The organism is Collinsella sp. wc0583, assembly GCF_046116915.1.
Taxonomy (GTDB): domain Bacteria; phylum Actinomycetota; class Coriobacteriia; order Coriobacteriales; family Coriobacteriaceae; genus Collinsella.
In genome coordinates, this window is sequence record NZ_JBJXBN010000005.1 from 216,928 (window position 1) to 237,388 (window position 20,461).

Sequence of the window (20,461 nt, forward strand, 5' to 3'; positions counted from 1 at the left end):
TGAGCATGCCTATCATTGCAGCGCTCGTTGGCCTCGTTTTGGGTGCCATCGCCGCCATTGCCTACATGCGCACCGCCAAGCAGGGCAGTCTTCACGAGGCCGACGAAAAGATTCAGTCGGCACACGCGCAGGCAGAGTCCCTGATCGGTGATGCAAAGCGTCAGGCCGAGACCCTCAAAAAAGAGGCTCTGCTCGAGGCTAAGGAAGAGATCATCAAGAACAAACAGGCCGCCGAGGCCGAGGACAAGCAGCGTAAGAGTGAGATTCGCACGCTCGAAAACCGCGTGATGCAGCGCGAGGAATCGCTCGATCGTCGCAACGATGCGCTCGATAAGCGCGAGCACCAGCTGTCCAGCCAGGCTGGCCAGGTCGAGAAGCGCTCTCGCGAGCTTGAGGAGCTCTGCGCCAAGCAGACTTCCGAGCTTGAGCGTATTGCCGACCTTACGCGCGAGGACGCTCACAAGGAGCTGCTCGACAAGGTCCGCGGCGAGGTTACCCACGAGGCGGCCACCATCATCCGTGAGTCCGAGCAGCAGGTCCGCGCCGAGTGCCACAAGACCGCCCAGGAGATTCTCTCCTTGGCGATTCAGCGTTGCGCCGCAGACCATACCGCCGAGGTCACCGTCACTTCCGTTCATATTCCCTCCGATGACCTCAAGGGTCGCATCATCGGTCGCGAGGGTCGCAACATCCGCACCTTTGAGCAGGTGTCCGGCGTCAACCTCGTGATTGACGACACCCCCGAGACCGTCGTGCTTTCGAGCTTCGATCCAGTCCGTCGTGAGACTGCCCGCGTGGCGCTCGAGAACCTCATTGCAGACGGCCGTATTCACCCCGCCCGCATCGAGGAGATGTATCACAAGGCCGCCGACTTGGTTCAGCAGCGTGTGCGCGAGGCTGGCGAGCAGGCCGCCTTCGATACCGGTATCCACGATCTGCACCCCGAGATCGTCAAGACCCTGGGTGCTCTTCGCTACCGCACCTCGTTTGGTCAGAACGTGCTGCAGCACTCGCTTGAGGTCTCCGACCTGTGCGGCGTTATGGCCTCCGAGCTTGGTCTGGACGTTGTGACCGCCAAGCGTGCCGGTCTTCTGCACGACTTGGGCAAGGCCATCGATCACGACGTTGAGGGTCCTCATGCTGTGATTGGCGCCGAGCTTGCCCGCCGTTATGGCGAGAAGCCCGTCATCGTCCACGCGATCGAGGCCCATCATGCCGATGTCGACCCCAACACGGTGCTCGACGTTCTGGTCCAGGCTGCCGATGCCGTCTCCGCTTCTCGCCCCGGTGCCCGCCGCGAGTCGGCCGAGAACTACATCAAGCGCCTTGAGAAGCTCGAGGAGATTGCCAATTCTCACGACGGCGTCGAGCGTACCTATGCCATGCAGGCCGGTCGCGAGGTTCATGTCATGGTCCAGCCGGACAAGATCTCCGATGCCCAGTCTACGGTGCTTGCGCACGATATCGCCCACCAGATCGAGGAAGAGATGGAGTATCCCGGTCAGGTGCGCGTTGTCGTGATTCGCGAGAGCCGTGCTGTCGATATCGCTAAATAACATGAACGACGCGAACGAGCTCATCTCTTTTATCGCGTCGATGTCGGGGGAGGGCAACCTTCGCGTCGAGGAAAACCTTGGCGAGGGGTATGTCCGCCTCCGCGTTTCGGAGGCCGAGCGCCGTCAAGCCAAGCATGACATTCAGCATGTAGAGGACATTGTCATCGAGATGCTGCGCAATGCTCGTGATGCCGGAGCCGATAAGGTCTATCTTGCCACGACCAAGGAGGAGGGTGTTCGCACCCTCCTCTTCCTGGATAACGGTTCGGGTGTGCCGCAGGATATGCAGGAGCGTATCTTCGATGCCCGTGTCACCTCCAAGCTTGAGAGCATGAAAATGGACCGTTGGGGTGTTCACGGTCGTGGTATGGCGCTGTTCTCTATCAAGCAGAACACGGATGAGGCGCGCGTTGTTACCTCGGGCGTCGATTTGGGCTCCGCGTTTAAGGTGTGTGTTGCCACCGATCGCTTGGGTGAGCGCGCCGACCAGTCGAGCTGGCCTCAGGCGGTTAAAGACGATGACGGCCGCTATGTATGTGCTCGCGGCCCCCACAACATCATTCGTGCTGCGTGTGAGTTTGCCCTTGAGGAGCTGCGTTGCTGCGATGTGTATCTGGGCTCTCCGTCCGAGATCGCTGCGACCCTGTACGCTCAGGCTTCGAGTCGTCTCGATACGTCGCGCCTGCTCTTTATCGATGACGAGTGCGAGCTTCCGGTTATCGATCGTTTGGGCCTTGCCTCGGATGCCGAGGACTTTATCCGGATCTGCTCCGGGTTGGGTCTCGAGATGTCCGAGCGCACTGCCCACCGTATTCTGTCGGGACAGATTAAGCCCGTTCGCGGCGTGACCGCGCGCCTGCTGCGCGAGCGTGATTCCACCTCGCATGCGCCGGCTCCCGTCGATCTTGCCAAGGACCGTCGAGGTCTTCGCATCGCCAAGGATGATATGGCGCAGTTTTCGCGTGCGGTCGAGCGTGACTTTAACGACCTCGCTGCCCGGTATTACCTCAATCTGTGCGGCGACCCTAAGATTCGCGTTTCGCGTGATCGCATCACGGTGACGTTCGATCTTGCCAAAGAGGAATAAAATCTTTACCGAGTCCGTTCGGTACGATACAGTTATTGCAGTTAAAACGTACTTTTAAACGCAGGAGTTTCTTCATGGATTGCCTGAAGGTATCAAGCAAATCATCGCCCGCGTCCGTTGCCGGCGCCATTGCCGGCATGGTCAAAGATGGCGTCCCCGTCAACATTCAATGCGTCGGTGCCGGTGCCGTCAACCAGGCCATTAAGGCCGTTGCCATTGCGCGCGGCTTTCTGATTCCGACCGGCTTTGATGTCTCCTGCGCGCCGGTGTTCTCCGACATCCTCATTAACGGGGAGTCGCGCACGGCAATCCGTCTCTCTATCTACGTTCACCAGATTAATCGGGCTGCTATGGATAACGTCGTCATGGACGACGTTAAGCCTGTTGCGTAAACGAGCCATCTGCACGCTTGTAGCACCTATGCGCCCCGTCGATACCATCGTTAGGATGTATGCTCATGGACCAGCGTTCCGTACGCGATATTCTTGCCGGTAAAACCTACTTTATCCGCACATTCGGCTGTCAGATGAACCAGCACGACTCCGAGCGCGTGAGTGGTTTGCTTGATTCGTATGGCTGTCTTATGGCGCTCGATCCCGAGCATGCCGATATTGTCGTGTTCATGACGTGCTGTGTGCGCGAGGCTGCCGATACGCGCCTCTATGGTCAGTGCAATTCCTGCAAGAGCCTTCCTCCTTCGCCTTCGGGTAAGCGCGTGGTCGCCGTGGGCGGCTGCATCGCCCAGCGCGATGGCGAGGGCTTGCACACCAACGTTGATAACGCCAATGTCATTTTTGGTACCCATTCCATTGCGCACATGGCCGAGCTTATCGCCGAGGCGTTTTTGGATGGCAAGCGCCATATCCGTACGAATGAGCATGAGGATACCGACGCCATGAGTATGCCGTGGCATCGCGAGACGCAGTATCACGCTTGGGTGCCCATCATGACGGGTTGCAACAACTTTTGCACGTACTGCATCGTGCCCTACGTCCGTGGTCGCGAGAAGAGTCGTCCCTTCGAGGAGATTGTCGATGAGGTGACCGGGCTTGTGCGCCAGGGCGTGCGCGAGATTACGCTGCTGGGCCAAAACGTTAACTCCTACGGTCGCGATCTCTTTGGTAAGCCGCGCTTTGCCGATCTGCTGCGCGCCGTGGGCGATACGGGCGTCGAGCGTATCTTCTTTACCTCTTCGCATCCCAAAGATCTGCTGCCCGAGACCATCGATGCTATGGCCGAGACGCCTGCCGTTATGCCGCAGCTCCATCTGGCCGTTCAGTCGGGCTCCACGCGCATTCTTAAAGAGATGAATCGTCGGTACACGCGCGAGGATTATCTGGGCCTGGTCGATCGTATTCGCAACCGTATGCCCGATATTGCGCTTTCGACCGACATCATCGTGGGCTTCCCGGGCGAGACCGAGGAAGACTTTGAGCAGACGCTCTCGCTTGCCGAGACGGTGCGCTATGCCCAGGCCTACACGTTTATTTACTCCAAGCGTGCCGGTACCCCGGCAGCTGAAATTTATGACCCCACCCCGCATGAGGTTATCCTTGAGCGCTTTAACCGTCTGGTCAAGGTTATCGAGACGACGGCTCACGAGTATAACCAGGGCGAGCTTCATACCGTGGTGCCTGCGCTCATTGAGGGCACGAGCAAGAAGAATGACGCTGTCCTTCTGGGCAAGAGTCCTAAGAACCAGACGGTGCATGCGCCGATTCCTGCTGGCTATAGCATCGATCAGCTCATCGGTAAAATCGTCGACGTCGATGTTGATATCGCCAAGACGTGGTATCTGTCTGGCTCCGTCGTGGGCGAGCCCCGCTAATGATTTCTCCCGGTGCAAGCCTTTCTGCTGTAGCGATTGTCGGTCCGACAGCGGTCGGAAAGAGCGATGTTGCCGACCGCCTGGCTGCTCGTTTGTCGTCCGAAGTGTTGTCGTGCGATGCGATGCAAATCTATCGCGGTATGGATATCGGTACGGCCAAGATGATGCCCGAGGAGTGCTCGGCACCTCTGCGCCTTGTCGATATCGTGGATCCGGGCGTCGCATATTCTGCTGCTCTCTATCAGTCGGACGGCCGAGCGCATATCGAGCGTTTGCTTGGCGAGCAACGGCTTCCGGTCTTTTGCGGCGGTACGGGCTTGTATCTCAAGGCTGCACTCGATGAAATGGATTTTCCTTCGGGAGAACTCGAGGACGAGCGTCGCGCGGGCTACCAGGAGCTTGCCGAGCGCATTGGCGAGGACGCACTGCATGCCTTGCTTGCCGAACGCGATCCGGAATCTGCTGCCGTGATTCATCCCCATAACGTGCGTCGTGTGATTCGTGCGCTCGAGATGCACGATGACGGCGTGTCGTATGCCAAGCAGAAGTCGAAATTCAGCGTCCCGCACGAGCGTTATCATGCCTTGTGGTTTGGTCTGACGCGTAGCCGTGAAGTGCTCTATGAGCGCATTAACCTGCGTGTCGACCTTATGTTTGAGCAGGGGCTGGTTGATGAGGTCCGTGGCCTTATGGATCAGGGCCTGGGTGATGCACTCACGTCGATGCAGGCAATCGGTTACAAAGAGATTATCGATGCCTTGCGAGGCGCTATTACCATGGATGAGGCCCGTGAGCTTATCAAGATGCGCTCGCGTCGCTATGCCAAGCGCCAGCTTTCCTGGTTTAAGCGTGACGATCGCATCGTTTGGTTCGATATGGATGAGTTTACGATCGATGAGGTCGTTGATGATATTTACCGTCGCATCGAGGCTGCCTAATGGCTCGTTTCCCTTTGGTCCCCACGGCGCCTGAACCCGAGCGCGCCATCTTGGTTGGTGTTGAGTGGCGCGATAACGCCTGGCCGCTCGACCGTTCGCTCGACGAGCTTGAGCGTCTGGCGCACACTGCTGGAGCCCAATGCGTCGCACGCTTGTCTCAGCGCCTGGTCAAACCCTATCCCAAATCGCTTATCGGCTCCGGCAAGGTCGAGGAGCTGTGCGGTTTGGTGCATCGTATGGATGCGGATGTTGTTATCTTCGACGACGACCTGACGCCCTCGCAGCAGTCCTATCTTGAGAAAGCCGTGGGCGAACCGGTCAAGATTATTGACCGTACGGCATTGATTTTGGATATCTTTGGCCTGCATGCCCAGACTCGTGAGGGCCGCTTGCAGGTGCAGCTGGCACAGTTGCAGTATCTGCTGCCTCGTCTGCGAGGTATGTGGAGCCATCTTGCTAAGGAACAGACGCGTGGCGGTATTGGCTCTCGCTTTGGCCAGGGCGAAAGCCAGCTCGAGGTCGACCGTCGCCTAATTCGTAATAAGATTGCAGCTCTTCGACGCGAACTGAAACAGGTTGAACAACGTCGTGATGTGCAATCGAAAAGCCGTATTGAATCGCCGGCGTTTCGCGTGGCGTTGGCTGGCTACACCAATGCCGGCAAGTCGACGTTGCTTAATCGTTTGACGGGATCCACGGTACTTTCGCAGGATAAGCTGTTTGCCACGCTCGATCCTACGACGCGCTCGTACCGTTTGCCCGGTGGCCGTGGCATGACGATCACCGATACCGTCGGCTTTATTCAAAAGCTGCCCCATGGCCTGGTCGACGCGTTTAAATCTACGCTTTCCGAGGTGCTCGGCGCCGATTTGATTCTTAAAGTTGTAGACGCTTCCGATGAGGATTACGAGCGTCAGCTTGAGGCGGTTGATCGTGTCCTTGACGAGATCGGTGCCGGTGAGCGCTTGACGCTTACCGTGTTCAATAAAATTGATCTGCTCGATAGCGTCGATCGCTTGAGCTTTCGCCGGCGCTATCCCGAGGCGGTGCTGTTCTCGGCTCAGACGGGTGAGGGTCTTGATGACTTAGTCGACCACATCGCTCGTGAAGCGGCCGCTACAGACGTGTTGCTCTCGGCCGATATCCCGTATCGAGAGGGCGCGTTAATCACGCTCGTGCACGAACAGGGAACCCTCCTGCACGAGGAATACCTCGAAGACGGCGTTCGTATTGTGGCAAAGCTTCCGGCCCGTATCGCACCACGTCTTGAGCGTTACCGAACGGAATAAATCAGCTCCAGTACACCCAAGATAACCGGCTGATGAAGCAGATAGAACGGCAGCGCATGGCGTCCGAGGCTCGCGAGCGCCGGGATGGGATTCGAATAGGCCCATGCTGGCGCTTTACGGTTTGCTTTTTGTGCCGTGCGGGCGGCAAAGAAGCCTGCGAGGTACATAAATAAGAATGGTATGAGCGGATAGTAATCACCGGAGACGAAGTCTGGACTTGGGAAACCCAGCCAAGCTAGATAGGGGATAGGGTAGACCGCTTTAGGAATGCTCCAGGTACAGGCAAAGAGTATGAGGCAAATCGTTATACCCCATACTGCAGGTACCCTATCGAGAACCGGGCGCGCGAGTGCAACAATGGCTGTGCATGCCGCCATGCAGAAAATGATGCCGAAGTTTACCGAGTCATCGACTGAGACGAGCGTCGTTGCAATCCATACGATCAAAGCGGCAACGGCATATTTGGCGGCACGCTTGATGTTGTTGCGCGAGAGAGTGCACATCCAGCCGGCAATAAACAAAAATACCCAACTGATGCTGGCGCGCCAGATGTCTTAGAAGATGGTCTGGGTAAACCAGGGCATCTTCCAACCATATAGGTAGGCAAGGTCGTAGCAGGCATGAAATCCCGCCATCGACAGCATGGTAAACCCGCGAATGGTATCAAAGACCGTGATGCGTTTTTGCATTACGAGAACCGGCGCATCAAGCCGACGACCTTGCCCAGGATTGTGGGATTTGTCGCATAGATAGGCTCCATAGTGTCGTTTTCGGGCTGCAGGCGAACGCGTCCCTGTTCCTTATAGAACGTTTTGACTGTTGCGGAACCATCGATCATGGCCACGACAATCTCGCCATTCATGGCGCTCTTCTGCTCGCGGACGATGATGTAGTCGCCGTTATAGATACCGACGTTAATCATCGAATTGCCGTGGACCTCGAGGATAAAGGACCCCTGGTCCGTTGCGATCTCTGTTGGGATAGTAAAGGTGTCCTCGATATTCTGCTCGGCAAGGATGGGAATCCCTGCAGCGACACGGCCTACGAGAGGCAGCGATACGGTGCCGCGAGGCGCCGTGGGCTCATCGGACTTTGAGATGGAGACGGAAGATCCGTCCTCGTCAAAGAGCTCGAGAGCGCGAGGCTTGGTGGCATCACGCTTGAGTAGGCCGCGTGCTTCCAGCGCGGAGAGATGAGCATGTACGGTGCTAGGGGAGGAAAGGCCCACGGCCGAAGCCATCTCGCGCACACTGGGCGGATAGCCCTTCTCCTGCTGATATTCCTTGATGAAGTCGTAAATTTGCTGCTGACGCTTGGTAATTTTGCGAGCCATCAGGGATTCCTCTCTACCCATACCAAACAAATGTTCTATTTTTGCTTGACAGGAACAACTGTTCGAAGATAATAATAACCGAACACTCGTTCCCGCGCTAGACTTTTTTGTCCCCGCGGCTTGATAAAACAGTTCTCGTCAAAACAAACGAGAGGAGAACAGAATGAACGCAGCGGATATGGTCCAGGGAAACCTTGCTCTTAAGCTCGAGGCGCCCGCCTCGCCTGCCTTCACGGTCGTGAAGGGTGGACGCTCCCATTTTCAGGCCGTGGCCACTAAACCCGTTCGCACCCAGCGTGCGGCCGCTGCTTCGGCTCCTGTTGCCCTGAAGGCTTCGACGATTGTTGCTGTTGCTGTAGCATTCACCCTGTTCTTTGTGCTCGCCACGTCAGTCTTTTCTGCTCGTCACGCAGCATATGCCGATTCCGTAGCCAACGTTACCTACGAGACGGTTCGTGTGCAGTCCGGCGATTCTCTGTGGTCGCTTGCCCAGGAGCATCCCATCGATGGCCTTTCCACGCAGGAGACTTCCGACATGATTCGTAGTGTCAATCACCTCGATCGCGGCTCCCTTGATGCCGGTGCAGTTCTGAAAGTTCCGGCTCGTTCGTAAGATTTCCGCTCGGTCGCATGGTACCCTTGTTATCGTTTAGGAGGAGGTACCATGCGCTGTCCCAAATGCGGCAAGGCACATACCCGCGTTGTCGATTCCCGTATGCAGGAGTCGAACAACACTATCAAGCGCCGTCGTGAATGTTGTTCGTGCAATTATCGTTTTACGACGTTCGAGCGCTGCGAAGATCCCATCGAGGTCATCAAATCCGACGGTTCAAAGCAGCGGTTCGATCGCAACAAGCTGCTGGTCGGCCTGATGCGCGCCACGATTAAGCGCGATATCGATACGAAAAAGCTCAACGAGATCATCGATGATATCGAGGTGGAGTTGCGTTCACGTACGCTGACGGCTGTTACGTCCCACGACCTGGGCGATATGGTACTCAAGCGCCTGGCCAAGATCGACAAGGTGGCCTACATCCGCTTTGCCTCGGTCTACCGCGATTTCAAAGACGTCGATGAGTTTCTGCAAGAGCTCGACAAGCTAAGGTGATTCCATGTCCTGCATTACCGTCAACATAAAGCGTCTCGACCCCACCGTCGAGCTTCCCAAATACGCCCATCCCACCGATGCCGGCTTGGATCTGCGCTCCAACGAGGACTGCGTCCTGAAGCCCTTCGAACGTCGTCTGGTCTCTACCGGGCTGGCCATCGCCCTGCCCGATGGCTACGCCGGCTTCGTCCAGCCCCGCAGCGGCTTGGCCATCAAGCAGGGCCTGTCTATAGTCAATACGCCGGGCCTCATCGACGCCCACTACCGAGGAGAACTCAAGGTTATCCTCATCAACCTGGACCCCTCAAACAACATCCAAATCAACAAAGGCGACCGCATAGCCCAACTCGTCATCCAAGAAGTCCCCACGGTTAACCTCATAGAAGTAGAAGAACTAGACGAAACCGACCGAGGCAACGGAGGCTTCGGCTCCAGCGGCGTGGCTTAGTCGCATAGCCTCTTACGTTCGCTCACCTGTGGGAGAGCCCTATATATCATCCCGTGCTCAAACATTCTCGCGTTGCTGCGAAACTGCGCGCGGGACGATATATAGGGCTCTCCCACAGGTGAGCTACGTTTACTTGCTAGCGGCTACGCCGGGTTCGCCCCAGTTAGAGCCTGCGAAGGTAGAAACAAAATTTCTAATAATAGTTAGCCGGTGCGACAAAGCGATTGTTCCTTTGTCGCACCGGCTAACCAGTAAGATAATTTTGTTTCAAGCGAGTAGCCGCCCGACCACCTCTCACACATATCGTTCCACGCGCAGTTTCGCAGCGAGCGAAGCGAAGCGAGAATGTTTGAGCACGGGATGATATGTGTGAGAGGTGGTCGGGAGGGATGCGAGCGCCCCGCGAGAATGTTTGAGCATGGAATGATATAAGGGCGGCTCCGGCAGAGCGGCGGACATTCGACTAGCGGATATGCGCAGGTTTTCCGCCCCAGTAGAAGCGGCAGAAGGCTCGTTTACGTTTTTGGGGCTTTCCTGCAAGCTCCATGGTTGCGATGGCGATATCCTCGGCCGCGCGTGGACGGCGCAGTACTTCGCCATTGATGAGCAGTGCCTTGAGCGATTCGGGATGATCGTGGAGATGGCGCAGTGTCACGATGAGCTCGCGTGCGGTGGTAACATGCATGCTGGCGCCCATGCCGGTGAGCATGGTGGTGTTGGCCTTTTCCTGGCCATAGGACTTGCCCAGTAGGATCATCGGCAGGTGTGCGCACAGGCATTCGGTAACAGTGAGTCCGCCCGATTTGAGAATTGCTAGGTCACAGCCGTGCATAAGCGCTGCCATGTCATCGACGTAGTCAAGAACCGTGACGTTCTCGAGTTTCATGGCATCGAAAAGCGTTTTGAGACGGGTGGCATATTCGGCATCCTTGCCCGGCAAAAAGACAAAGTGCATGTCCTCGAAGCTGCGCAGGAAGGGGAGGGTGCGGTCCATCTCCGCCCGAAAGCGAACGTACGGTTGAGGCAAACTGGCGCCAGCCATCACCAGCACAACGAGCTTGTCTGTGGGGAGATTGAACTTCTCGAGTTCTTCCTCGCGATTGTAATCCGTATCAAACCCGGTGCGAATGGGGATGCCCGTAATGCGGATCTTTGCCTCGGGAACCTTACGGGGTCGGAGTGTTTCGGCCATAAACTCGTTTGCTACGCAGAATAGGTCGGTGTCCTTATGGGGCCACCAGCCCTCGACCTCGTAATCGGTCGGAACGCAAATGACGGGATAGTCGATGCCCGTAATGACGCGCGCGCCGACGGCGACGTTGGCTGCCGTGATATGTGTGGCTACCACGGCAATGGGCCTGCGAGTTCGAACGTATTCGTTAAATGCGGGGAACATGATGCGCGACCATGCCGTGCCACCGCCCCAAAGCAGGTGTCCGGTAAGGGTATAACGCCAGGTCAAGTCATAAATTGGGCGCGTGGCGCCGGTAAACGAGGCGGCCGTTTTGTTGCCGTCGAATTTTATGCGTCCAAAATCAAGGATATCGAGCACTTCAATCTCAACATCCTCGGGGATGCCATTGGTGCCGCGGATGTGGTCGAATGCCTGCGCAATCGCATTTGCGGCGGCCTTGTGGCCCGAGCCGACCGAGGCGTGCACGATAGTCACGAGAGGTTTTTGCTGAGCCAAGAGCGTGGTTTGTCCCGATTGGGGAGTGCTGTGCGTGAGCAGGGGAGCGTCATCGCTCGTCTGCGTCTGATCCATCGATATCTCCCCTTCATCTTTGTTTCACAGAGAATCATTGTAGTGCATGAGTGTCACGTTCGCATAAATTTGGGTATGAGCGCAAAGAACGCCAATCTTTCGACAGGAGGTCTCTTCATGACTACTCATCAGCCGATCGATGTTGCGATTATCGGCGGCGGGCCTGCGGGCTATGCTGCAGCCATTTACGCGGCGCGCGCCAACCTAACGACGACCGTGATTGAGCAAGGTATGTCGGGAGGACAGATCGCCACAACCAATGAGGTCGAGAACTATCCGGGCATTCCGCTCTTGAGTGGCGCCGAACTCGGCGAGCGGTTTCAGCAACATGCAGAGGGCCTGGGAGCACAGGTTGCATGGAGCATGGTTGCGGGTATCGATTACGATGCGGATGCGGCGCTGTTTACGGTGCATCACGATATGGGCGATACGCTGGCCTCGAGCGTTATCGCTTGCATGGGTGCCACGCCGCGATCTGCTGGTTTTGTTGGCGAGGATACGTATCGCGGTCGTGGCGTTTCTTATTGCGCGACGTGCGATGGCATGTTCTTTCGCGGTAAACAGGTCTTTGTCATCGGTGGCGGTAATGCTGCCTGCGAGGAAGCCCTGTTCTTGTCAGAAATCGCCAGCAGCGTGACCATCGTCTTGCGACGCGATCAGTTCCGTGCCCCCGATGGCGTGGTTCAAAAGGTGCTCGCAAAAGATAATATTTCAGTTAGGTACCAAACTAGTATTGTTGAGCTTTCTGGTGAGGCGATGCCCACGACAATCACGTTTAAGGACAATGCGACTAGTGAAATGCACGTTGAGTCCTTTGATCCTGGTTCGTTTGGCATTTTTGTCTTTGCTGGCACGCAGCCTCATACCGAGCTTGTTGAGCATCTGGTAGATCTGGCGCCCGACGGCGGTATTGTGACCGACGAATCGATGGCCACCCGCACACCTGGCTTATTTGCCGCCGGCGATATTCGCTCCAAGCGTTTACGTCAAGTTGTGACCGCCGTTTCGGACGGAGCTATAGCGGCTACCAGCGCATACGCTTTCTTACGCGGATAAGTACGATAATATATCTTATGTAAGGTTGTTATCTTCAAACAAAGTGGTTGGGCAGTGCATAAATGTGCTGTCCAACCACTTTTACTTAGCGGCTATGTGATATGCAAAACTAGATGACCTAGAATACAATATAGATAACGAACGGAGGATCCTTATGAACCACGTCAAACATGTTATCCCGATGTCCGATACATCGGTCAGCATTAAGCCGGGGGATATTCAGCCGACGGTGCTGCCGGATGCATTTATTCAGTCCGATATGGTGGGTAAGCTCAACGCTTTGAGCCTGCCACGCTATGACCAGCTGCCCAACGTAACGCTCTATCGCGATCAGGTTATTGAATATGTTGCGCTGTGGATGGAGCCGCTTTCGATTTGCGTAGAGCAGCCCGTTATCACACCATCGATGATCAATAACTACGTGAAGGTCGGTCTCGTTCCTGCTCCGGTTAAAAAGCAGTATGGCCGTGAGCAGATTGCGCGTCTCATCGCCATTTGTATCTTTAAGCAGGTGCTGCCCATCGCTGCGGTTCAGGCACTCTTTAATATTCAGCGCTTGAGTTACGACGCTCCGACTGCTTTCGATTATGTAGTCGATCAACTTGAGGCATCGATTCGTGCGGCGTTTTCCGTCGAGCAGACTCCCGTGCCCGATACCGCCCATCAGGTCACGCGCGAGTCGCTGCTCGTGCGCAGTGCGGTATCGTCCTTCGTTTCGAAGGCATACCTGATGAGCTACCTTAAGTTTAATGGGTTTAATAGCTAATCGGGGCATAAGACGGGCGGGATAAAGAGCCATTGGCCCCTTATCCCGCCCGTGCGTTTGTCTAGTTGGAAATTATCGGCCCGAAGCCACGCCCATGCCGTAGCCGATAATGAGCCCGTGCATCTCGGCATAGTATGAATCCAGTCCGTTGCAAGGCATGATGATGGTTTTGGAGCCGGGCCAATGCTCCACAATGCGGCTGGCAAGTGCCTGGGCGCCCGCCTCATTTTCGACATGGTCGATTACGACCTCGCCGCCGGTAAAGCCCTCAGCCTCCATGGTGTCGACAATCTTGGTGAGCATCTTCTTTTCGCCGCGGGTGTGACCAACGAGTTCAATTTTGCCCGCTTCGCTCGCCGTGCCCAAAATGCGGATATTGAGCCTGTTGGCAATGACGCCGGCCGCCTTAGGGATACGTCCGGCCTTCGCAAGATTTTCGTAATTGCACAAACTAAAGAGGATCTTGCTGTTCTGCTCCAAGCTATCGAAATAGGCGCAGGCGTCCTCAAAGGAGGCATCTGGGTTGCTTGCAAGATAGCGGTCGAACAGCAGGAAGATCAAATCCATTTTGCCACCTGCGGCTCGCGAGTTAACCAAATGAATCTGACGGTCCGGCTCCTCGGCAAGCACCATGTCACGTGCGGTGGCCGCGGCATTGTAGCTTCCCGAGACTCCCTCGGAGATGGGCATGCAAATCGTCTTGTCGGCAAGCCTAAAGAGTTCGGCCCACTCCCCTACGCTTGGACAGGCGCTCGAAGAAGCGCTCGACTCCGCCTGCACGGCGCAATTGAGCTCGTGAACATCGAGCGAGAGGTCGTCGACAAATTCGCGCTCCCCCACTCGGATCTTAAGGGGTGTAAATGCAAAGGTGGTATGAGGTGTGGTTGGCTGCCAATCGCGAAGATTGCAGCTCGAATCGGAGATAAGCGCCCAGCTCATTGAGGGTCCTTTCTATTTGTTCCCCAACAATTATAGCCATCTTTTTGATTGATTGGACGGCTATCTAGTTTTGAATACTAGATAGCCGTACTGATCTTATGGCAAACGGTTGGGGCAAATAGAATGGGCCTCGTGATTCAAGATCGCGAGGCCCACGTTCATTCGCTGTAGTAAAAAATTAGTAGCGCACGAAAATGTAGTTGTTGTTCATGCCGGCTGCGACGGAGCTGATGATGACGCCCGTCTTGTAGTCGGAAGCATGGATCATCTGACCATTACCGATATAGATGCCAGTATGGTAGGAGTTAACCACGACATCGCCCGGTTGCGGGTCGGACACGCGGGTCCAACCCATGAAGGTGCCGGTGGTGCCCAGACGGCAGTAGCGGCCCGTGAGACAGTAGCTTACAAAACCGGAGCAGTCAAAGCTGTCCGGTCCAATGCCGGCCCAGGAATAAGCGCAACCAAGCTTGCTGTAGGCGCGCGAAACAACGGAACCGCCGTCAACAGACTGGCTCGGTGCGGAAGGCGTCGGCGCCGGAGCCGGAGCCGGGGCGGGCTGCGGCGTAGGGGCCGGAGCGGGCGTAGGAGTGGGCGCGGGCGTATTGCCGCCATTGTTGGTGTTCTCAGTCGTACCGGCGGTGTCGTTGCTCACCGTAGCCTTCTCGGCGGTGCTGGCGTTAATGCCGGCCTGAAGTGCTGCGTTGGCTTCAGCCTCGGCGGCAAGCTCGGCCTGCAGCTGGGAGTCCAGGGAGCTCACGACACTCTGGGCCTCAGCCTGCTGGGCGTTGAGCTCGTCGACCTTCTTCTGCGTCGCGGCGACGTTCTTCTCCTGCTCGGCCTGCTTATCGGTGAGCTGCTGCTTAAGGTCCTTGACATCCTGAATGGTCTGGGCCTGCTTGTCGGAAACCTTGCCGTAATAGAACAGACGGTTGAGCATGTCGCCCAGATCGTCGACGCCTGTCAGAACCTGAAGGAGACTCAGACCGCCGGTCTTGTACTCGCCGGCAACGTAGCTCGAAAGCTTTGCCTGGCCCTCGGCAATCTCTTGCTGCTTTTGCGTGATCTCGCCTGCAGTCTGATCAAGCTCCTGCGTCTGTGCGGAGAGTTCTTCATGAATTTGCTGGGTCTGCGTGCCGATCTGCTCGAGTTTGGTACGAGCGGCGGCAAGGTCGGATGCGGTATCGGCATAGGCCGGAGCCGCGAGGCCCAGGCCCAAAACACAAGCGAGGGTTGCCGTAGCAGCGCAGCGTGCCATGTTTTTGTGCGTATTTGCTGTGCGCATGGAGCTTCCTTTCCGGTATCTAAGGGTAGCGGCTAGTCCACCGTTACCAGGCTAAAGAGCTCGACGTCCTCGTTGGAAGGCGTGAGCTTCTTGCGCGGGTTAAGAAACGCAAGCTCGAGGATACAACCGTAACCCACAAGCTTTGCGCCCATATCTCGCACCAGTTTACCTGTTGCCGCGACGGTTCCGCCCGTCGCGACCAAGTCGTCCAGAATCAACACGGTATCTTTAGAGGTAATGGCATCGGCGTGGATCTCGATAGAGTCGGTGCCATATTCGAGCTCGTAGCTCTCGCTCACCGTCTTGCGAGGCAGCTTGCCCGGCTTGCGTGCGGGCACAAAGCCAGCGCCTAGGGCGACGGCCACGGGCACGCCGACCATAAAGCCGCGAGCCTCGGGACCCACGACCTTGGTGATGCCCATGCCGGCAAAATGCTCGGCCAGGGCATCTACCATGGCCTTTAGCGCTTCGGGATTACCGAAGAGCGGCGTGATGTCCTTAAAGACGACTCCGGGCTCGGGATAGTCGGGGATGTTGACGATATGAGATTCGAAGTCGTACATGGCATGACCTTTCAGGGGAGGCTGGTTTGTAGCAGCGTCTATTTGGCCGCGCTGGCGGTGCCGGCGCGTGAGGGGGCGACAACCTTGAGAGGCTGCACGATAGATTCCTCGCGCACGGGAGCCACTGGGACGGATGCCTCTTCGCTTTTGGCCTTGGTGGATTCGGAGCGTGCAATCTCCTCGTCGAGGGCATCGATATCGGCGTCCTCGACCACGGCGTTGAGTGACTCAAATACGCGGTTCTTGAGCAGTGCGGTATGGACACCTTCGGTGAGGTCATGCAGCTTCTTAAACGCGCGCTCGAGCTTGGCGTCGCGTTCGTCATCGGAAGTGTCCATGCCGAGCATGCTCACGAGCACCTGCTCAAACATCGAGGACTCGCGGTTTGCCGACGATACGTACTGGCGCAGGTTGCGCGGCTCGATATGAAAGCGCGAAAGCTCGGAGCAGTAACGGATGATCGGGAAATCGCGGCCATCGACAAGCTCGCGGTTTTGCGGGCTCTTGATGATGCGAATGAGGTCGTTTTCGGCCAGGGAGCGGATAAACGAGATCTCAACACCGAGCATATCGGGGATGGTCTCGATAGGATGCAGCTTTTGCTTGGTCTCCTTGGGCTCCGTCTTGAGCGGAACGTCGGACAGCAGGCCCACCTCGTAGGCGAGCGTAGACAGGTCCGTGGCGTTTTCCAGGCGCTGCTTGATCACGTTGAGCGGCATGTAGCGAGTCTTCTGCAGGTGCAGAATGACCTCCAGGCGGTCAACGTCCTCCTTGGAGTACTGACGATAGCCCTTAGGCGTGCGATGAGGGGTGATGAGCCCCTCATCTTCGAGAAATCTAATTTTTGAGTTCGAAAGATCGGGGTATGCGCCTCGAAGTAGATTGACGACCTGGCCGATACTCAGATAGTTGCGTTCGGCCATGCCCTACTCACCGGTTTCGATGCGCTCCGGCGTGCTCTCGTGGTAGATGAGCGTAAACGTACCGATCTGGACGGAAGAGCCATCGTGCAGCGGGGCGCCGTTGACGATAGCGCCGTCAACCCACGTACCGTTGAGCGAGCCCAGGTCCTCGATGCGGGCACCCAGACCCTCGCGAATAATGCGCGCGTGGCTACGCGACACGGTCATGTCGTTGAGGAAGATGCCGTTAGCGGGATCGCGGCCGATGGTGGTCACATTATCCTCGAGCTCAAAGGCTGCACCGGTTTGCGGGCCTTTGACGATAGATAAGACGGGTGCGGTGATGTGCACGTTGGCCATGAGGTCGGGAACGGTGACATCGCTCGAAGGAACGCGGAAAACGCAAGTGGCGTCTGAGGCCTTACCGTTCTGAGGCATATTGTTAACCATGTTGTCCATGACAACCCCTAACTTAACGCGGACATGCCGCAAAAAATGTACTGAACGTAATCATACCCCAATGGCTTAATCTTCGATTTCGGGGTTAAGAAAGTCGATGTCTTCGTCCTCTGGATGCGCCACGGCTTGTTTAATGGCTGCTCCACCCTTAATGGAATAGATGACGGCGGTGAGCATGGAGAAGATGACGCCGCCGTACACAAAGAAGATGCCAAGCGGTACCGGGCTGCCGTTGAGGCCCGGGAAGGCCGTGAACGTAGCGGGCAGCAGGTGCCAGCCATCCACAGTGGGAAAGCCCAGCAGCATGAGCGAGAAGCCGGTCATGAGCAGCGCCGTCGCAATCTTGCCGGGAAACACTACGTCGATGGGGCGGCGGTGATAGTGGCGCACGATAAGCGTGCCGATGCCAAGGTAGATATCGCGACCAATGATGAGCACGCAGACCCAGATGGGAAGCTCGCCGCGAACCACGAGACCTAAAACGCCTGTAAATAGCAGCGCACGGTCGCAGATGGGATCCATAACCTTGCCGAGCCACGAGACCGTTTTGGTCATGCGGGCAATCTGACCGTCCATCCAGTCGGTGGAGGCCGCGATGGCATAGATGACGATGGCGACAACGCGGTTGTTATCCGTCACAAACAGGTACAGGAAGACCAGCGTGAGGATCAGGCGCGTGAAGGTAATGAAATTGGAGATCGTGAAGATCTTATTCGACGGGTAATCGGAGGTGCCGATAAGCTCCTTTTTGATCTTCTTTTTGATGCCCACAGGACTCCCCCGCTGGTAAACGACAAAACTTTCGATACTATACCCGTTCTGGCGATGTCTATCCAGCGTAAGCATAGAGAGTCCAGACATGTGGAGGACGGTATCGAGCGGGATGTCAATCGCTTTTGTGTACATCAGCCTCCAAAAACGACATTTTTCGGCATCTTTGGTGGCCGATGCACACGTTTTGATTCGGTGGTTACATCGATCGGGAAAGTTGTTGCCTTAAGCAAATTAATCATGATGTGCGGGTCGAGAAGGGCTGGCGCCAAAAGAGCCCAACGGCCGTTACAGCTTCGTTAGAAACGCGCCCCACCATGGATGGTGAACCCGAAAGGTAAGGCGCGCGGGCACGGTGGCTCGGCCCGCGCGCCCGGAAGAGAAAGGACGAACCCATGGGTTACATGCTCGAGACGCGCGGGCTCACCAAGCGCTTCGGCCGCGGCGACCAGGCGCAGGACGCCGTGGCCGACGTGAGCCTTCATATCCGCGAGGGCGAGGTGTACGGGCTGCTCGGCCCCAACGGCGCCGGCAAGTCGACAACGCTCAAGATGATCTGCGGGATGCTGCGGCCGACGGCCGGGGAGATCCTCTTTGCCGGGCACGCCTGGCGTCGCGAGGACCTCTACGCAATCGGCAGCCTCATCGAGGAGGCGCCGCTCTACCCCAACCTCACCGCGCGCGAGAACCTGCGCGTGCGCACCACGCTGCTGGGCCTTCCCGAGAGCCGCGTAGATGAGGTGCTCGCCGCCGTGGACCTCGCGGACACCGGGAAGAAGCGCGCCGGGCGCTTCTCGATGGGCATGCGGCAGCGCCTGGGGCTCGCGCTGGCGCTGATCGCCCGGCCGCGCCTGCTTGTGCTCGACGAGCCCACCAACGGACTCGACCCCATCGGCATCGAGGAGCTGCGCGACCAGATCCGCGGCTTCGCGGCGGCGGGTACGACGGTGGTCGTCTCGAGCCACATCCTCTCCGAGGTGCAGCAGATGGCGGACACCATCGGCATCATCTGCGGGGGGCGCCTCGCCTACGAGGATGCGCTTCGACCCGGGCAGGACCTCGAGGAACTCTTCATGAGCGTCTGCCGGGAGGGGCGTCGAGCGCGCGGGGAGGTGGCGGCATGACGGGCGAGAAAGGCGGCCTGCTCGCGGGCCTGCGCGCCGAGGCCCTGAAGTCGCGCCACGCGGCACCGGTTCGCCTGGCCGTGCTCATGGCGCTGCCGATGCCGCTGCTCGGCGCGATGCCCTACCGGGGCGTGCAGATCTTCAGCGCGTGGAACTACTGGTACGCGCTCTTCCTGCCCGTGTCTCTCTCGCTCGTGGTGGCGTGCGTCGCGCGGGCGGACGCTCGCACGCGGATGCGGGGGCTTCTGGGCCTGGGCTTCCCGCTCGGGCGCACCTGGTGGGCCAAGGCGCTCTGGTGCCTCGCGCTCTGCGCGCTCTCGAACCTCGTGGTCTTCGGCATCTACCTCGCGGGATCGGCGTTCTCCTCGCAGGGCCTCACGGCCGCGGGCACGCTCACGATGCTCCTCTGCGCGCTCGCCAACACGGTGACCGCGGCGTGGATGATCCCCGCAGGGCTCTTCCTCACGGCGCGGCTCGGCATGCTCGCGGGCATCTTCTGCCCGCTCGCCACGCAGCTCGTGGGTGGGTTCGCCTGGTCGCTGGTGCCGCTGCCGCAGCTCTTTCCGCCGTCGGCGAGCATGGTCATCCCCACGAGCTTCATCCCCGTGCTGCCGAGCGGCGAGCCGCTCGCGGCGGACATGGCGCTCGGCGGGGCGCTCGCGGCGGACGGCATGCTCACACTGGCGGGCCTTGCGGTCTGCGCGCTCGCGTTCGCCGCGCTCACGGCGGCGGGCGCGGCCTGGTTCGCGCGCTCCGAGGAGAGGTGATGGCCATGACACGACTCTCCGACCCGACGCCGCGCATGACTCTCCCGCGGGCCCTGCTCTCCGAGGCCCTGCGCCTGGCGCGCTCCCCGCTCGCAGTGGTGCACCTCGTCTGCGGCCTGGCAGCCGGTCTTGCCTGCGGCGAGTACTTCTCCGTAACCCGATGGGACCCGGCGCTGGGCGCGGGCGCCTACGCCCAGTTCCTCGGCGCCCTCATGCCGCTCATGTCCGCCATCGTCTGCGGGCTCGCCGTGGACGAGGAGCGCGCTGCCGGGCGCCTCGCCAACCTCACGGCGGTCCCCTCGCGCGGGCGCGCCGTCGCGGCGAAGCTGCTCGCCCTTGCGGCGCTCGGCGCGGGCGCGCTGGCCGTGGCGCTCGGCGTGTTCGGGGCCGCGCTCGCCGTCGCCGGGCGCCTGCCGCTCGGGCCCGCTCCGCTTGCGGCCGCCTGGGCGGGCATCGTGCTGGGCAGCCTGCCCCTCT

At 58.2% G+C, this 20,461-nt stretch carries 21 protein-coding genes and 2 pseudogenes; 14 read left to right on the top strand and 9 right to left on the bottom strand.

Annotated elements, in window-relative coordinates; genetic code table 11:
* Positions 1 to 5 precede the first annotated feature (5 nt).
* The 6 genes from rny to hflX all read left to right on the top strand — a co-directional run bounded on the left by rny (position 6) and on the right by hflX (position 6,698).
* A complete protein-coding gene (gene rny, locus ACKUUJ_RS06165) occupies positions 6 to 1,556 on the top strand; it encodes a ribonuclease Y (RefSeq protein ID WP_118079891.1) in 1,551 nt (516 codons plus the stop codon).
* Between the two features lies 1 nt (position 1,557).
* A complete protein-coding gene (locus ACKUUJ_RS06170; protein ID WP_409065011.1) occupies positions 1,558 to 2,643 on the top strand; it encodes an ATP-binding protein in 1,086 nt (361 codons plus the stop codon).
* Between the two features lie 74 nt (positions 2,644 to 2,717).
* A complete protein-coding gene (locus ACKUUJ_RS06175) occupies positions 2,718 to 3,035 on the top strand; it encodes a stage V sporulation protein S (protein ID WP_118079896.1) in 318 nt (105 codons plus the stop codon).
* A 65-nt stretch (positions 3,036 to 3,100) separates the two neighbouring features.
* Positions 3,101 to 4,471 carry a tRNA (N6-isopentenyl adenosine(37)-C2)-methylthiotransferase MiaB gene (gene miaB, locus ACKUUJ_RS06180; RefSeq protein ID WP_409065012.1) on the top strand — a complete coding sequence of 457 codons (1,371 nt, stop codon included), beginning with the start codon at positions 3,101 to 3,103 and terminating at the stop codon, positions 4,469 to 4,471.
* Positions 4,471 to 5,409, top strand: coding sequence for a tRNA (adenosine(37)-N6)-dimethylallyltransferase MiaA (gene miaA, locus ACKUUJ_RS06185; RefSeq protein WP_409065013.1), 939 nt, complete (start codon positions 4,471 to 4,473; stop codon positions 5,407 to 5,409). The genes miaB and miaA overlap by 1 nt, the downstream gene beginning before the upstream one ends.
* Positions 5,409 to 6,698, top strand: a complete 1,290-nt coding sequence (gene hflX, locus ACKUUJ_RS06190; RefSeq protein ID WP_409065014.1) for a GTPase HflX — start codon at positions 5,409 to 5,411, stop codon at positions 6,696 to 6,698. Before miaA ends, hflX begins: the two co-directional genes overlap by 1 nt.
* Here hflX and ACKUUJ_RS06195 read toward each other — a convergent pair.
* Both ACKUUJ_RS06195 and lexA read right to left on the bottom strand, forming a co-directional pair.
* A pseudogene (locus tag ACKUUJ_RS06195) lies at positions 6,683 to 7,387 on the bottom strand (heparan-alpha-glucosaminide N-acetyltransferase). The gene hflX and the pseudogene ACKUUJ_RS06195 overlap by 16 nt on opposite strands.
* The gene (gene lexA, locus ACKUUJ_RS06200) at positions 7,387 to 8,031 is read right to left on the bottom strand and encodes a transcriptional repressor LexA (RefSeq protein ID WP_215674789.1); all 645 of its coding nucleotides are present in this window, start codon (positions 8,029 to 8,031) and stop codon (positions 7,387 to 7,389) included. Before lexA ends, ACKUUJ_RS06195 begins: the two are co-directional and overlap by 1 nt.
* Before the next feature lie 163 nt (positions 8,032 to 8,194).
* Between lexA and ACKUUJ_RS06205 the strand changes: the two genes are divergently transcribed.
* From ACKUUJ_RS06205 to dut, 3 genes are read left to right on the top strand one after another with little or no spacing between them, the layout of a single operon-like run.
* Complete coding sequence (locus tag ACKUUJ_RS06205; protein WP_117564803.1) at positions 8,195 to 8,644, top strand: LysM peptidoglycan-binding domain-containing protein; 450 nt, start codon at positions 8,195 to 8,197, stop codon at positions 8,642 to 8,644.
* A gap of 51 nt (positions 8,645 to 8,695) precedes the next feature.
* Positions 8,696 to 9,139 (top strand): transcriptional regulator NrdR, encoded by a 444-nt coding sequence (gene nrdR / locus ACKUUJ_RS06210; protein WP_409065015.1) that lies wholly within the window; start codon positions 8,696 to 8,698, stop codon positions 9,137 to 9,139.
* Positions 9,140 to 9,143: 4 nt separating this feature from the next.
* On the top strand, positions 9,144 to 9,587 hold the full coding sequence (gene dut / locus ACKUUJ_RS06215) for a dUTP diphosphatase (protein WP_035138481.1): 444 nt from the start codon (positions 9,144 to 9,146) through the stop codon (positions 9,585 to 9,587).
* 463 nt (positions 9,588 to 10,050) lie between these two features.
* Here the strand turns inward: dut and ACKUUJ_RS06220 are convergent, their stop codons facing one another.
* On the bottom strand, positions 10,051 to 11,352 hold the full coding sequence (locus ACKUUJ_RS06220) for an MGDG synthase family glycosyltransferase (protein WP_409065016.1): 1,302 nt from the start codon (positions 11,350 to 11,352) through the stop codon (positions 10,051 to 10,053).
* Positions 11,353 to 11,469: 117 nt separating this feature from the next.
* On the opposite strand from ACKUUJ_RS06220, the gene ACKUUJ_RS06225 reads away from it, so the two are divergent.
* Positions 11,470 to 12,408 carry an NAD(P)/FAD-dependent oxidoreductase gene (locus tag ACKUUJ_RS06225; protein ID WP_409065017.1) on the top strand — a complete coding sequence of 313 codons (939 nt, stop codon included), beginning with the start codon at positions 11,470 to 11,472 and terminating at the stop codon, positions 12,406 to 12,408.
* Between the two features lie 154 nt (positions 12,409 to 12,562).
* Complete coding sequence (locus ACKUUJ_RS06230; protein WP_409065018.1) at positions 12,563 to 13,174, top strand: DUF1836 domain-containing protein; 612 nt, start codon at positions 12,563 to 12,565, stop codon at positions 13,172 to 13,174.
* A gap of 72 nt (positions 13,175 to 13,246) precedes the next feature.
* On the opposite strand, the gene ACKUUJ_RS06235 is transcribed toward ACKUUJ_RS06230, so the two are convergent.
* The 6 genes from ACKUUJ_RS06235 to ACKUUJ_RS06260 all read right to left on the bottom strand — a co-directional run bounded on the left by ACKUUJ_RS06235 (position 13,247) and on the right by ACKUUJ_RS06260 (position 18,093).
* Positions 13,247 to 14,113 (bottom strand): DegV family protein, encoded by an 867-nt coding sequence (locus ACKUUJ_RS06235; protein WP_409065019.1) that lies wholly within the window; start codon positions 14,111 to 14,113, stop codon positions 13,247 to 13,249.
* A 178-nt stretch (positions 14,114 to 14,291) separates the two neighbouring features.
* A complete protein-coding gene (locus ACKUUJ_RS06240) occupies positions 14,292 to 15,398 on the bottom strand; it encodes a coiled-coil domain-containing protein (RefSeq protein ID WP_409065020.1) in 1,107 nt (368 codons plus the stop codon).
* 32 nt (positions 15,399 to 15,430) lie between these two features.
* The gene (locus ACKUUJ_RS06245; RefSeq protein WP_409065021.1) at positions 15,431 to 15,961 is read right to left on the bottom strand and encodes an adenine phosphoribosyltransferase; all 531 of its coding nucleotides are present in this window, start codon (positions 15,959 to 15,961) and stop codon (positions 15,431 to 15,433) included.
* A 38-nt stretch (positions 15,962 to 15,999) separates the two neighbouring features.
* On the bottom strand, positions 16,000 to 16,884 hold the full coding sequence (locus tag ACKUUJ_RS06250) for a MerR family transcriptional regulator (RefSeq protein ID WP_409065022.1): 885 nt from the start codon (positions 16,882 to 16,884) through the stop codon (positions 16,000 to 16,002).
* Positions 16,885 to 16,887: 3 nt separating this feature from the next.
* A complete protein-coding gene (locus tag ACKUUJ_RS06255; protein WP_409065023.1) occupies positions 16,888 to 17,322 on the bottom strand; it encodes an FHA domain-containing protein in 435 nt (144 codons plus the stop codon).
* Between the two features lie 66 nt (positions 17,323 to 17,388).
* Positions 17,389 to 18,093: a CDP-alcohol phosphatidyltransferase family protein gene (locus ACKUUJ_RS06260; RefSeq protein ID WP_349125660.1), complete on the bottom strand. Its 705-nt coding sequence runs from the start codon at positions 18,091 to 18,093 to the stop codon at positions 17,389 to 17,391.
* 395 nt (positions 18,094 to 18,488) lie between these two features.
* Here ACKUUJ_RS06260 and ACKUUJ_RS06265 point away from each other — a divergent pair, with 395 nt between their 5' ends.
* The 3 genes and pseudogenes from ACKUUJ_RS06265 to ACKUUJ_RS06275 form a co-directional block, all read left to right on the top strand.
* Positions 18,489 to 19,217, top strand: a complete 729-nt coding sequence (locus ACKUUJ_RS06265; RefSeq protein ID WP_409065024.1) for a lantibiotic protection ABC transporter ATP-binding protein — start codon at positions 18,489 to 18,491, stop codon at positions 19,215 to 19,217.
* Positions 19,214 to 19,984, top strand: coding sequence for a hypothetical protein (locus tag ACKUUJ_RS06270; protein WP_409065025.1), 771 nt, complete (start codon positions 19,214 to 19,216; stop codon positions 19,982 to 19,984). Before ACKUUJ_RS06265 ends, ACKUUJ_RS06270 begins: the two co-directional genes overlap by 4 nt.
* Positions 19,984 to 20,461 (top strand): annotated as a pseudogene (locus tag ACKUUJ_RS06275) (lantibiotic ABC transporter permease); the annotation flags it as partial. The gene ACKUUJ_RS06270 and the pseudogene ACKUUJ_RS06275, both read left to right, overlap by 1 nt.

Coding starts and splice junctions, on each gene's coding strand:
- rny (WP_118079891.1), top strand. CDS start 6: ATGCCTATCATTGCAGCGCTCGTTGGCCTCGTTTTGGGTGCCATCGCC.
- ACKUUJ_RS06170 (WP_409065011.1), top strand. CDS start 1,558: ATGAACGACGCGAACGAGCTCATCTCTTTTATCGCGTCGATGTCGGGG.
- ACKUUJ_RS06175 (WP_118079896.1), top strand. CDS start 2,718: ATGGATTGCCTGAAGGTATCAAGCAAATCATCGCCCGCGTCCGTTGCC.
- miaB (WP_409065012.1), top strand. CDS start 3,101: ATGGACCAGCGTTCCGTACGCGATATTCTTGCCGGTAAAACCTACTTT.
- miaA (WP_409065013.1), top strand. CDS start 4,471: ATGATTTCTCCCGGTGCAAGCCTTTCTGCTGTAGCGATTGTCGGTCCG.
- hflX (WP_409065014.1), top strand. CDS start 5,409: ATGGCTCGTTTCCCTTTGGTCCCCACGGCGCCTGAACCCGAGCGCGCC.
- lexA (WP_215674789.1), bottom strand. CDS start 8,031: ATGGCTCGCAAAATTACCAAGCGTCAGCAGCAAATTTACGACTTCATC.
- ACKUUJ_RS06205 (WP_117564803.1), top strand. CDS start 8,195: ATGAACGCAGCGGATATGGTCCAGGGAAACCTTGCTCTTAAGCTCGAG.
- nrdR (WP_409065015.1), top strand. CDS start 8,696: ATGCGCTGTCCCAAATGCGGCAAGGCACATACCCGCGTTGTCGATTCC.
- dut (WP_035138481.1), top strand. CDS start 9,144: ATGTCCTGCATTACCGTCAACATAAAGCGTCTCGACCCCACCGTCGAG.
- ACKUUJ_RS06220 (WP_409065016.1), bottom strand. CDS start 11,352: ATGGATCAGACGCAGACGAGCGATGACGCTCCCCTGCTCACGCACAGC.
- ACKUUJ_RS06225 (WP_409065017.1), top strand. CDS start 11,470: ATGACTACTCATCAGCCGATCGATGTTGCGATTATCGGCGGCGGGCCT.
- ACKUUJ_RS06230 (WP_409065018.1), top strand. CDS start 12,563: ATGAACCACGTCAAACATGTTATCCCGATGTCCGATACATCGGTCAGC.
- ACKUUJ_RS06235 (WP_409065019.1), bottom strand. CDS start 14,113: ATGAGCTGGGCGCTTATCTCCGATTCGAGCTGCAATCTTCGCGATTGG.
- ACKUUJ_RS06240 (WP_409065020.1), bottom strand. CDS start 15,398: ATGCGCACAGCAAATACGCACAAAAACATGGCACGCTGCGCTGCTACG.
- ACKUUJ_RS06245 (WP_409065021.1), bottom strand. CDS start 15,961: ATGTACGACTTCGAATCTCATATCGTCAACATCCCCGACTATCCCGAG.
- ACKUUJ_RS06250 (WP_409065022.1), bottom strand. CDS start 16,884: ATGGCCGAACGCAACTATCTGAGTATCGGCCAGGTCGTCAATCTACTT.
- ACKUUJ_RS06255 (WP_409065023.1), bottom strand. CDS start 17,322: ATGGACAACATGGTTAACAATATGCCTCAGAACGGTAAGGCCTCAGAC.
- ACKUUJ_RS06265 (WP_409065024.1), top strand. CDS start 18,489: ATGGGTTACATGCTCGAGACGCGCGGGCTCACCAAGCGCTTCGGCCGC.
- ACKUUJ_RS06270 (WP_409065025.1), top strand. CDS start 19,214: ATGACGGGCGAGAAAGGCGGCCTGCTCGCGGGCCTGCGCGCCGAGGCC.